Raw genomic sequence first — 11,936 nt, forward strand, 5'->3', positions numbered from 1 at the left:
TCATACATAATTGTGTAAAGATATGTATGATAAAATGAAGAAAAGTCTTTAGGAAAGGAAAGATGAAAAATGAGTGTAACTGAACATAAAAAACAAGCTCCAAAAGAAGTGCGCTGCAAAATCGTGACGATTTCCGATACACGTACGGAAGAGACGGATAAGAGCGGACAACTATTACATGAATTATTAAAAGAAGCAGGACATAAAGTGACCTCTTATGAAATTGTGAAAGATGATAAAGAAAGTATCCAGCAAGCAGTGTTAGCAGGTTATCATAGGGAAGACGTTGATGTCGTGTTAACGAATGGCGGAACTGGTATTACGAAACGTGATGTAACGATTGAGGCAGTGTCAGTGTTATTAGATAAAGAAATTGTTGGATTTGGTGAGTTGTTCCGTATGATAAGTTACTTAGAAGATATCGGAAGTAGTGCGATGTTAAGTAGAGCAATCGGTGGTACAATCGGGCGTAAAGTTGTCTTTTCGATGCCAGGGTCTAGCGGAGCGGTTCGTCTTGCGATGAACAAGTTAATTTTACCGGAATTAGGTCATATTACATTTGAGTTGCATCGTCAATGAAAATTGCAGGAATTGTATTAGCTGGCGGACAGTCTAGTCGTTTCGGAGAACCGAAAGCATTGGCGATTTGGAAGGGAACTACTTTTGTTGAGCATATTGTGCAAGTAATGGAAAGTATTTTGCAAGATGTTGTTGTTATTAGTCATACTGATATAAAAGAGAGAGTAGAGCAATTAGTACAAGTTCCAGTTATAGAAGATATGTCGCACTATAAAGGAAATGGGCCACTTGCTGGAATAGTGTCAGGAATGGAATACATAGATTCAGATTGGTATATTATCATGCCTTGTGATGCACCGAACGTTTCAAATGAATGGATTACCATTTTATTAGAGCAAACGAGCGATGAATATGATGCTGTTGTCCCTATTATTAATGGAAGAAAACAACCGTTACTTGCAGCGTATAATAACCGCGTGAAAGAAAAGATTTATGCTTTGCTTCAAGAAGAAAAAAGAAGTATGGGCCAGCTTTTATCACAATGTAATGTGAAATATATTGCTGGTGAAGATGTACAGGCGAATGTAGATTGGTTTATAAATGTGAATACGAAAGAAGAATATGTGCAGGCTCAAAAAGACCTTTCAAATGAATGAAAGGTTTTTTGATATACAGAAATTGGGGAACAATTGCTGTATAAAGGTATGTGAGTAAGTTGATTTTAACGGGATTTTTTAAAATCACCATACAGTAAAAAACACTGTATAACCATATATTAATTTTTATGGGTTTTTATTACAAGTCTGTTTAGTTATGTATCTTTTTGTTATAATGAATATAGGAATAAAATGATATTTCACCTTATGTATCATTTATTAAACTAAAATTTATAACTGTGTAATAAACTCCCTTCGTTTTTTGGAAGGGAGTTTTTCTGTTTAAGCGAGTAATTCTGATGCAGTGTGCTGAAGGACTTCTGCATATTGGTCAAGTAAGCCACGAAGGATCTCATCCCAGCTTTTTGATTTAGCATAAGACGAAGCTGCTATGCCCATTTGCATAAGTTGATCTTCATTTTGCAATAAAGAATTGATGGAGGATAGAAAGGAATCTATATCTTTTGGTGGACAAAGAATTCCCGTTTTTCCATCTGTAATAATATTTTTAACCCCGCCACTATTCGCACCAATAACAGGTGTACCACATGCGAGTGACTCCAGCACGACGTTCCCAAATGTTTCAGTAGTAGATGGAAATACCATTAGATGGGAGGAAGCATAGACTTCAGCTAAATCTTTACCTTGTAAATATCCAGTAAAGGTTACATTTGTTTTTGGAACATTTTCATGCAGGCCCTTGGCAAGAGGTCCATCTCCAGCGATGAGCCAATGAATATCGTCACGTTCTTTGTTTGTCGTTTGAATAAGTGTTTGAAGAGTATCGATATCTTTTTCAGGAGCAAGGCGTCCGACGTAGGAAAGAATATATTTCGTTGTAATATTATATTTTTTTCGGAATAGGTCTTTATTGTAAGTTGGATGAAAGAGAGTACAATCTACACCACGTCCCCAAATATAGAGCTGTTGAAATCCTTTTTTCTTTAATTGATGTAATGTTTCAGGGGAAGGAACAAAGTTTTTTTGCATATGACTATGAAACCACCTTAAATAGTTCCATAGCATATTGGAGAGAAATTCGATTTTGTAATAACGTAAATAGGCGTCAAAATCAGTATGATAAGAACCGACAACTGGGATATTTAGCTTTTTGGCATAATATAACCCACAAAGTCCCATATTGAAAGGCGTAGCGATGTGAATGATATCAGGTTTAAAGGCAAGAAGTTCCCGCTTAATGCGCGGAGTAGGAAAGGCAAAGCGACATTCTGGATATAATACTGTTAACGGGATACTTCTCATTTTGTTCACATTCGCTACGAAATTATCTTCTGCCGTATGCTGAGGGGCGAAAACAGAATAGGCGATATTTTCTTTTTGAAAATATTTAGTTAAACGTTCCAAAGTTTTCGCCACACCGTTGACTTGTGGTGTAAATGTATCGGTAAAAATGGCGACTCTCATCATATCGCTCCTTTACATGAGTGGAATGAGTTGATAAAAAGAGATGATGCCAGAGCAAGTGCCAAGGCACATGCCTACAAATACATCTGACGGATAATGAAGCCCTAAATAAATACGGGAAATACCGACGCATAATGCTAACGGTAATAGAAAAGCAAGCAAGTTTGGATTATAGCAAATAAATGGAATGAGGACAGAGAAAACAGCCGTTGTATGTCCGGATGGAAAAGAATGATTTTTTAATGGATGAACTGGATATTTCGCATCCTGAATTGTTAAATAAGGGCGTTTTCGTGGATACCATCTTTTTAATATTTGCACAGGAATATGGCTAATTGTTAAAGAAATAGCAGTTGCAATTGCAGCTTGATGCAAATTCCCTGTTGCGAAAATTAAAAAGAATAGGGTAAGTGCAATGGAAAAACTTGCACCACCGATATGGGTAATATTGCTAAAAAAGATATTTAATGTTTTTTGATCAAAGTAGCGATTAATTCCTTTGAAGATGTAACATTCTATTTTATATAGTCCACTGACCTTCATGAGATTTTTCCTCCCTCATTTACATATATATGGAGTTATTAACTTCTATTTTAATAAGATTTTATTGAGGGGATAATAAGGTTTTGTAAAGAAAAAGTTAGATTTTTTCATAAAAAAAGCTGCCAGTCTTATGGCAGCGATAAAATCACTTTTGTAACGATTTATAATATTGTCCTTTTTCAACGTATTGTGTGCGGATACGTTCCATATCTTTACGGTCTTCTTCTGTTAATTCGCGAATGACCTTCGCAGGGCGACCGAAAGCTAACGTATTAGGAGGGATTTTCTTTCCTTGTGAAACGAGACTACCAGCACCGATGAAAGCTCCTTCACCAATTTCAGCGCCATCTAATATGATAGATCCCATTCCGATTAAAGCATCTTTTTCAATTTTGCAGCTATGTAAAATAACTTGATGCCCAACGGTAACGTCATCTTCTAAAATAAGAGGATACTGGGGGCTTTGGTGAAGTGTACATTGATCTTGTACATTTACTCTATTTCCAATTATCGTTGGTGATACATCACCGCGGATGACTGTATTAAACCAAATGCTAGATTCTTCGCCAATTGTCACATCGCCTGTAATGGTAACATAGTCAGCGATAAAAGCACTACTCGCAATTTTTGGATTTTTTTCTTTGTAAGGATATATCATGTAAAGCCTTCCTTTCCTAGAGACTAGTTTTAGTGTATCAAATTATGAAAAAGAGTGAAATGGGGGAGTTTCGTATGTGGAACTATGAAGCGGAGGAAGCGAACGCCGTCATTATTATCGTACATGGTGCCATGGAATATCACGGGCGTTATGAAGCAGTTGCAGAAATGTGGAATCATATCGGTTATCACGTCGTTATGGGCGATCTTCCAGCACACGGAACCACTTCAAGAAATAGAGGACATATCGACTCATTTGATGAATACATAAAGGAAATAAAGTTATGGGTGAAAGAAGCAAGGAAATATAGATTGCCTATTTTTTTATTTGGTCATAGTATGGGAGGACTTGTCGTTATTCGTATGATGCAAGAAACGAAAAGAGAGGACATAGATGGGATTGTACTAAGCTCACCTTGTTTAGGAATATTAGCTGCACCTTCCGCTTCGCTTCGTGCTGCTTCAAAAATATTAAATGTCGTTGCTCCAAAATTGCAATTTGCAACGAATCTTACAGTGGAAATGTCAACTCGTAATCATGAAGTGAGAGATGCGATGGAGAATGATTCATTGTTCTTGCGCAAAGTATCAGTACGTTGGTATAGTGAATTGATTAAGTCTATCGAGATTGCTCATGAGAAAATAGATGATTTTCCAGATGTTCCGCTCTTGCTAATGCAGGCGTGTGAGGATAAACTTGTAGATAAAACACGTGTCCGTACATGGTTTGATAATGTTAAAATTAGTGATAAGGCATATAAGGAGTGGCCTAATTGTTATCATGAGTTATTAAATGAGTATGAGCGTGATGAAATTTTGAATTATATTCAGTCATTTACTGAAATACGTGTCAATAATATAGTAGAAACAAACAAATAAATTATTATTTGTACATTTAATAGAGGAGATGAAGGAAGAAGTGAACGTACCGAGTAATCCCATAACGCTCATGGCGAAAGTATACCGTGATGTGTTTCCGGTAGTACACCATGAGCTAGCGATGTGGAAAGAGCGTGCCTACCATATTCCGAATGACGAGCTTCATAGTCAGGCAATCGCAAGTATTGAGAATAAAACGTTTCATTGCGAGGGCGGTGGCATTTTAGCGCTACTAGCAAATGAACACCGAGAGGAATGTATTCGTTTTATCGTAGCTTATCAAACGATTAGCGACTATTTAGATAATTTATGTGATCGTAGTACATCACTTGACCCGAAAGACTTTGCGGCTCTTCATGAGTCGATGGTAATGGCATTAAGCCCTGAAGTTGAAGGGGGCGGTAACTATTATCGTTATCGTGATGATCAAGATGATGGTGGTTATTTAGATGAGCTTGTTGAAACATGTCAGGATGTTTTAAAGAAAACGAAGCATTATGATAAAATTGCTCCAATTCTTCATGAACTTGCTTGTTATTATTGTGATTTGCAAATTCATAAACACGTGAAGTTAGAGGAAAGAGAACCACGCTTAAAAACATGGTTTGAAGCACATAAAGAAAACTTACCAGAGATGAGTTGGTTTGAGTTTTCAGCATGTGCAGGTTCTACGCTTGGAATTTTCTGTCTTGTAGCATATGCATTTCATGATGAATTACATGATGAAGATATTGCGAAAATTAGACAAGGATACTTCCCTTACGTACAAGGACTTCACATTTTACTTGATTATTTCATCGATCAAGAAGAAGACCGTATCGGCGGAGATTTGAATTTCTGTAGTTATTATGAAAACGAGCAAGCTATATTAGATCGTATGAAACATTTTGTAGAAGAAGCAGAGAAGAGCATTGGTGATTTGCCTCATGCGAAGTTTCATCGTCTCATAAGCCGAGGATTACTTGGTATTTATTTATCAGATCAAAAAGTATCAGCGCAAAAGAATATGCACAAAATGGCACGGCGCATTGTAAAATACGGAGGGCTCACTTCACGATTCTTCTACTGGAACGGGAAGATGTACCGAAAGAAAATGGCGCAGTGATGAAAAAAACCACTCATGTTGAGTGGTTTTTTTATTATGATCGTATTTGTGAAAATATGTATATGAGAAGTTCAATCGCGAAAATAACTAAAACAGATAGTCCGAATAAAGGCATGACAGCGCCTAGTATAACCATCATGATAAAGAAAACGAATGTGCTTTTCTTATCTCTTTGCTTAGGAGGTGCTGCTAATTTTCCTTTCGGTTTTCTCGCTAACCACATTTTTACTCCGTAATAAATAAGAAGTAATAAAGATAACGTCGTTAGTAAGCATAATATTTTATTTGGCCATCCGAATAAATGTCCTTCGTGAAGCGGGATACCGTAAGTGAACCATTGTGCAAATAATCCATAATCACGATAGTCCGTTTTCGAAATGAGTTCTCCGCTATATTGATCAAAGTAAGCTGTTATTTCTTCATTTGGTGCCACATCCATACCCGTAATACCAGAACCACTTGATTTCGAAACAGTGAATACACCTTTCGGATCAGTCGGTAGTGAGATAACGTATGGCTTCTTTATTTCAATTCCTTTTTGTAATTCATCAACTGAAATTGCTTTTGGTTCATTTGAGTTTGATTCCGGAGGAGCTTCTTTTCTTGTTGCCCAGGGTAATTCTTTTACCTTTGATTCAGGTGGTGCCATATACAATTTCGGATATCCGATTGATTCATTCGACGCTGCGATTTTATAAATTTGGTTACCCATAAATCCTGACCAAGGTAAACCTGATGCAACTAAAAGAACGAGAGGAATTGTAAATATAATACCGATAATAGAATGACGTCGTTTTGCCTTTTCTCGCTTATTGGATGCTGGTGTGTTTTTGAATTGGCGTATACTCATATACAACCCGGTTACAATTAAAAAGATTGTCCAGCACGCTGCAAGTTCTACAATATAATTGACGACAGTGCCACCGACTAAAAGGGAACTATGTAATTCCCGCATTATATTGGCAAACGTTTCAGCTGCATTTTGATCCCCAACAATTTGATTATTGCTATCTAAATACACAAATTTTTGCTTTCCTGTATATTCATTAGCAATCGTAAGCCTAGTATTATAATCCCCATTAAACTCACTAATTTTCGCCACACTATAATGTGGATATTTTTTCTCTGTTAAGAAAAGCGAATCAGCCATCGAAATAGACTCTGTTTGGGCGCTCTTCCCAAAATATAAATCTTTATAGATGAAATCTTCAACTTCTTCCCGAAATAAATACCCAATTCCACTCAGTGACAATGTAATAAGAAGCGGCGTAATAAAAAGCCCAGCATAAAAATGCCAACGCCAAAAAATGTAATGAAGCGAACGATTTTGTTTCATACTTCAGTTCCCCTAACCTTCCCTATATGAATAGATTACTCATCTAATATAGCGAGATTAAGTGTGATTACTTTGAAAGAATTGTGAAAAAAGTTAAAAGTTTTGGTTGTTTTTATCAAACATAAAACACATTTTAAAAAGGATGTGTTCTATGTTTATGAAGACTTTTTTATATTTGATGCATAGATCCTAACAACTGCTTTCGCAAGACATTGAGCGGAATCAACAAAGTCCTCACTCACCACCACATTCAAATCGGTACATGCGATAATAGCGGTATCTACTTCGTCTTTTAACTGTAAAACGAGCAGACTCCATAATTTACGAGCTTCCTCAATTTCTCCGCCTTTAATACAAGTAATAATTTGATTAATCATTTCTTGCCATTGTTCATTATGAATGTACTCTATATCACGTTTTGTAATTTCATCTTGGTAAATACTTGCTTGAACAGTCGCTTCTGTTGCAAGAAGAGCGACTCTTTTTGTGTTTTCAGGAATTGCTTTTAACGTCTCATCGACTATATTCAAAATAGGAATGGTAATAGAACGTTGTAATTCCTCGAAATAAAGATGCGCTGTATTACATGGCATTGCGATGAAATCTACACCAGTACTTTCAAGTTTTTGCGCTCCTTCAATAATCGCTTTTTTCATCGCCGCATGATCAATAGGGCGATCCATATAAAACGGTGTTGGGCACGAATAAATCATCATATGAGGAAAGTCTATATCATGCTTTGCTCCATATATTGTTTGGCACTCTGCTACAACTGTATCGACGAATGGTCCGGTTGATTTTGGACCCATTCCTGCTAGTATTCCAATCATTGTTTAGTCCCCTTTAATATGTAATCAAAAACGTTTTCTGCGAACGAGAAAAAGAAATAAAGTAAGTAATAAAAATGAATATACGATAGCCCAAGCTGTAAGCCATAGAGTATGAGTAAGTATATTATATTTGTATTGTCCAAGCATTATAAAGCTTTCGACAGGTGGTAAAAACCATAGTAACTCTTTTTTTAACCGGATTGAGGCAATCGTCATAAGTAATATAAATGTAAGACTAAGCCAAGCGGTGCTTGCTTTTTGAATAATATTTCTAGTAAATAATGTTGCGATTGAAATTCCTAGTATAGATAAAGACATGTGAGCGAGAAATCCGACTAGAAATAAAGAAGCTGTCATTTTTTCATTAAACATTTGCAAAATAATTGGATAGATTACGGATATAAAAGATAAAACAGTACAAATAAGAAGAGCCGTAACATATTTACCAACGTATAATGCCGAAATATTATTTGTATGTGAAATAGTGATTTGTTCTTGTACAGGATCTTCAGTATGAAAAATTGTGACTGTAATCCAGGCAGATAATAAATAAAGTGCGAGTGCTGTTTCTAAGTATGTCGGTACAATGGGAGTTGGTTTATATGTATATACAAAAAGTAAGCTTATGCAGTACATCGCAATAGGAGGAATGTACTTATACGATTTTGTGTAGTCGAGAAAATGGTAACGAATAAGTGCAAACATAATAAACCTTCTTTCGATTTAAAAATTAGGCTGTAGCAGTGTGATAGATGCTTTTTTATGTAATAAAAACTGAAGCATTTCGTTTGTATATTCCTTTTCGATTTGTAATTGAATGAGGTTTTGATTTGAATTGTGTGTAACTTGTATAAATCCTGATTGCTTTTGTAGTTCTATAGATGAAAATGTTTCGTGAACAATTGCCTCAATATAGACCTGTTCTGTTGATTTTTGCACAGAGGTATCTTCCGCAATTGTATAATTTGCTAATGTCACAATTCTATCGGCGAAGTTTTCTAGTAGTTGTTTTTCGTGACATGTGAAGAGTATAGATATGCCTTGTTGTTTTAATGAGAGTAAAATATGCTCTAATTCTTGCTGAGAGTTAGGATCGAGCCCAGAAAGAGGTTCATCTAGAATTAATAAATGAACGTCCGTAAGTAATGCTTGCATAATGCCTGTTTTTTGTTTCATACCTTTTGAAAAGTTTCGTACAACGTAATGCTTTGCATGATGTAGATGAAAAGATTCAAGGAGCATCGGAATTTTATTTCTTAAATATTTTGTTGATAAACCGTGAATGTGGCCGAGATGATATAAATAATCCTCTAATGTAAAACGAATTCCTTCAGGAAAATGTTCAGGGACATAACCGATTTGTATATGTTCTTTTCTTTGAAGTGTCCCTGCCGTAGGTGGAATAAAGCCTGCAATTATTTTGAGTAAAGTACTTTTTCCAGTCCCGTTCCCACCAATAATAGCGAGTGCTTCTCCTTCTGGAATGGATAAATCGATGTTGTCTAGTATAAGTGATTTGCCATACTTCTTTTGAATTCCCCTTAGTTCTACTAGCAAAGTTCTATCCTTCTTTCTTCAAATATTGTATACATCCATTATATAGGAGAATAAGAAAAAGACGTGCAATGAATGCACGTCTTTTTTTGTTATGTTTTGTCGAATGATCGATATATCTGAAAAATCGTTGATATAATTATCCCGCTATTTGCTGGACAGTAAACCCCACTGATTAAAGTTTCACTTTATCGCTTCTCAATCGCCACAATAAATGGCGGGTTATTTTGCTGGTTAATGAAGCCGTATCGTAGTACGTGAGCTTGTTTTTGGTCGAGTTCTTCTGCAAATTTGAGAACAGCGTCGCGTTCTACTTGTCCTTCTGGATGTCCGTGGTAAATGACAAGGACGATGATACCTTCAGGTGCCATTACTTCTAGTAATTGTTCGATGGCGTAGATTGTTGAGTTCGGTTTTGTGACGATATGTTTGTCACCGCCAGGAAGGTAACCTAAGTTGAAGATTGCTCCTGTTACTTTTCCTTTTGCGTTTTCTGGTAATACGGATAAGAGTGTATCGTGACTACCATGAACTAAAACAGTACGTTCGAAAAGTTCTTTTTCTTTCAGGCGGATAGTAGAATTTTCGATTGCTTCTTTTTGAATATCAAATCCAAATACTTTGCCGTTATCTCCAATGATTTCAGCTAGGAAGCAAGTGTCATGTCCATTGCCAAGCGTTGCATCTACAGCGTAATCGCCTTCTTTAACAGCCGTTTGCAGCAGCGAGCGAGCAAACGGTAATACACGTTCTAATTTCATTTTTGTTTCTCCTCATTTGCATATTTTCCTTGCCAGCTTCCGCGGCGTACAAATTCTGCATCGATGGAATTTAATACTTCCCATTTATTTAAGCTCCACATTGGGCCAATCATTAAATCAGGCGGACCGTCACCTGTGATGCGGTGCACAATTACATCTTCTGGAATAATTTCAAGTTGGTCAACAACGAGACTTACGTAATCTTCAAGAGAAAGGAACTCGAGTTGTCCTTTTTCATATTGCTTCACCATTGGCGTTCCTTTTAATAAATGAAGTAAATGAATTTTAATTCCTTGTACGTCAAGCTTCGCTACTTCACGAGTTGTTTCCATCATCATGTCGTAATCTTCAAGTGGAAGACCGTTAATAATATGAGAGCAAACTCTAATGCCATGTTTGCGTAATTTATTTACGCCTTCCACATAAGATGGATAATCGTGAGCACGGTTAATAAGATTTGCAGTGCGTTCATGAACAGTTTGTAGTCCGAGTTCAACCCAAAGGTACGTACGTTTATTTAAGTCCGCTAAATATTCAACGACATCGTCTGGTAAACAATCTGGACGAGTTGCGATAGAAAGACCAACAACGTCTTTTTCTGCTAGAAGCGGTTCGAATTTTGCTTTTAACACTTCAAGTGGTGCATGTGTATTTGTGTACGCCTGGAAATAAGCGATACATTTTCCGTCTTTCCACTTTGAGCGCATTTTTTCTTTCATTTCATGATATTGCGTTATAACATCATCGCGGCGATCACCAGCGAAGTCACCAGATCCAGCAGCACTACAAAACGTGCAGCCGCCGTAAGCAACTGTACCGTCACGGTTCGGGCAATCGAAGCCAGCATCTAATGAAACTTTAAAGATTTTTTCACCAAATTCATTTCGTAAGTGGTAATTCCATGTATGATAACGTTTATTGTCGTTTGTATATGGAAAAGGGTTTTGAACCTTCATTACTTTCCCTCCTAAGACGAGTCAAAATAAAGTGAAACTTTAATCAGTGGGGGATGTTCCCCCACTGATTATTAGTTGAACGAATCGGGCGTTTACGGGCAGTTGAGCTCCCACCTACCTTTTTTTGTTTCATCCAAATTTTGAGGTAGAGGTCTTACTGCCCGTTAATGCGGGATGAAACAAAATCCATTATAACATACTCATAAGGTTCATATGGAAGGGACACACTAAAGGGGAATTGAAGCAAGGAGGGACAATTATGGCAGAGCGTCAATCACTTGAAGAGTATATTACACAGGCAGAACAAGCGGTGGAATATGCGAAAGAACAATTAGACCAAGGCATGAGACAGGAGCATTACAATACGATGGAGTATTCGGATGCTCAGTTGCAATTAGAACAAGCATATAATGATTTACAAACGATGCAACAACATGCGAATGATGAGCAACGTGAGCAATTAAATAGAGCACGTATGGCAATTCGCCAATTGCAACATCAAATGATTATTACACCGCACTAATAAGGAGTGAATGTAATGGCGAAACGTTCAGATCAAAATAATCCAGAGCAAAAAACGCAAAATGGACATAACGCTGAGTTTTCAAATGAACTTGATCCAGTTGTTCAAGTGAAACAGCGTAATAGTAAAAAGGGACAACCTCAAAGATCAAAGCAATCAGAGTAAACCAGGTCGCAATATGACCTGGTTTTA

At 36.8% G+C, this 11,936-nt stretch carries 15 protein-coding genes; 6 read left to right on the forward strand and 9 right to left on the reverse strand.

The features are described 5' to 3' along the window. Positions 1-69 precede the first annotated feature (69 nt). Positions 70-579 (forward strand): MogA/MoaB family molybdenum cofactor biosynthesis protein, encoded by a 510-nt coding sequence (locus JFU54_RS08020; RefSeq protein ID WP_002034407.1) that lies wholly within the window; start codon positions 70-72, stop codon positions 577-579. After that, the gene (locus tag JFU54_RS08025) at positions 576-1,175 is read left to right on the forward strand and encodes a molybdenum cofactor guanylyltransferase (RefSeq protein ID WP_113734054.1); all 600 of its coding nucleotides are present in this window, start codon (positions 576-578) and stop codon (positions 1,173-1,175) included. Before JFU54_RS08020 ends, JFU54_RS08025 begins: the two co-directional genes overlap by 4 nt. 282 nt (positions 1,176-1,457) lie before the next feature. Here the strand turns inward: JFU54_RS08025 and JFU54_RS08030 are convergent, their stop codons facing one another. From JFU54_RS08030 to JFU54_RS08040, 3 genes are all read right to left on the reverse strand, one after another. Continuing rightward, positions 1,458-2,600 carry a glycosyltransferase family 4 protein gene (locus JFU54_RS08030; RefSeq protein WP_201064175.1) on the reverse strand — a complete coding sequence of 381 codons (1,143 nt, stop codon included), beginning with the start codon at positions 2,598-2,600 and terminating at the stop codon, positions 1,458-1,460. A gap of 12 nt (positions 2,601-2,612) precedes the next feature. Beyond that, positions 2,613-3,143 (reverse strand): phosphatase PAP2 family protein, encoded by a 531-nt coding sequence (locus JFU54_RS08035; protein ID WP_201064177.1) that lies wholly within the window; start codon positions 3,141-3,143, stop codon positions 2,613-2,615. Between the two features lie 145 nt (positions 3,144-3,288). Then, positions 3,289-3,801 (reverse strand): gamma carbonic anhydrase, encoded by a 513-nt coding sequence (locus JFU54_RS08040; protein ID WP_002015678.1) that lies wholly within the window; start codon positions 3,799-3,801, stop codon positions 3,289-3,291. 74 nt (positions 3,802-3,875) lie between these two features. On the opposite strand from JFU54_RS08040, the gene JFU54_RS08045 reads away from it, so the two are divergent. Beyond that, positions 3,876-4,679, forward strand: coding sequence for an alpha/beta hydrolase (locus JFU54_RS08045; protein WP_201064179.1), 804 nt, complete (start codon positions 3,876-3,878; stop codon positions 4,677-4,679). A gap of 40 nt (positions 4,680-4,719) precedes the next feature. Then, entirely contained in the window at positions 4,720-5,784 is a 1,065-nt protein-coding gene (locus JFU54_RS08050) for a tetraprenyl-beta-curcumene synthase family protein (RefSeq protein WP_016102926.1), read from the forward strand. 34 nt (positions 5,785-5,818) lie between these two features. On the opposite strand, the gene JFU54_RS08055 is transcribed toward JFU54_RS08050, so the two are convergent. The 6 genes from JFU54_RS08055 to mnmL form a co-directional block, all read right to left on the reverse strand. Then, complete coding sequence (locus JFU54_RS08055) at positions 5,819-7,120, reverse strand: PepSY-associated TM helix domain-containing protein (RefSeq protein ID WP_201064181.1); 1,302 nt, start codon at positions 7,118-7,120, stop codon at positions 5,819-5,821. Between the two features lie 155 nt (positions 7,121-7,275). Continuing rightward, positions 7,276-7,950 (reverse strand): aspartate/glutamate racemase family protein, encoded by a 675-nt coding sequence (locus JFU54_RS08060; RefSeq protein ID WP_201064184.1) that lies wholly within the window; start codon positions 7,948-7,950, stop codon positions 7,276-7,278. Between the two features lie 24 nt (positions 7,951-7,974). After that, the gene (locus JFU54_RS08065) at positions 7,975-8,655 is read right to left on the reverse strand and encodes a hypothetical protein (RefSeq protein ID WP_016092477.1); all 681 of its coding nucleotides are present in this window, start codon (positions 8,653-8,655) and stop codon (positions 7,975-7,977) included. Positions 8,656-8,673: 18 nt separating this feature from the next. Continuing rightward, positions 8,674-9,507, reverse strand: a complete 834-nt coding sequence (locus JFU54_RS08070) for an ABC transporter ATP-binding protein (RefSeq protein WP_201064186.1) — start codon at positions 9,505-9,507, stop codon at positions 8,674-8,676. Positions 9,508-9,692: 185 nt separating this feature from the next. Then, a complete protein-coding gene (gene mnmM / locus JFU54_RS08075; RefSeq protein ID WP_201064187.1) occupies positions 9,693-10,265 on the reverse strand; it encodes a tRNA 5-(aminomethyl)-2-thiouridylate-methyltransferase MnmM in 573 nt (190 codons plus the stop codon). Then, the gene (gene mnmL, locus JFU54_RS08080) at positions 10,262-11,221 is read right to left on the reverse strand and encodes a tRNA modification radical SAM protein MnmL/YtqA (RefSeq protein ID WP_201064188.1); all 960 of its coding nucleotides are present in this window, start codon (positions 11,219-11,221) and stop codon (positions 10,262-10,264) included. The genes mnmM and mnmL overlap by 4 nt, the downstream gene beginning before the upstream one ends. 259 nt (positions 11,222-11,480) lie before the next feature. On the opposite strand from mnmL, the gene JFU54_RS08085 reads away from it, so the two are divergent. Both JFU54_RS08085 and JFU54_RS08090 read left to right on the forward strand, forming a co-directional pair. After that, the gene (locus JFU54_RS08085; protein ID WP_002089099.1) at positions 11,481-11,744 is read left to right on the forward strand and encodes a YtzC family protein; all 264 of its coding nucleotides are present in this window, start codon (positions 11,481-11,483) and stop codon (positions 11,742-11,744) included. 15 nt (positions 11,745-11,759) lie between these two features. After that, positions 11,760-11,909 carry a hypothetical protein gene (locus tag JFU54_RS08090; protein WP_001129345.1) on the forward strand — a complete coding sequence of 50 codons (150 nt, stop codon included), beginning with the start codon at positions 11,760-11,762 and terminating at the stop codon, positions 11,907-11,909. Positions 11,910-11,936 lie beyond the last annotated feature (27 nt).

The organism is Bacillus sp. TH19 (assembly GCF_016651075.1).
In the GTDB taxonomy this organism is placed as follows: Bacteria; Bacillota; Bacilli; order Bacillales; family Bacillaceae_G; genus Bacillus_A; species Bacillus_A mycoides.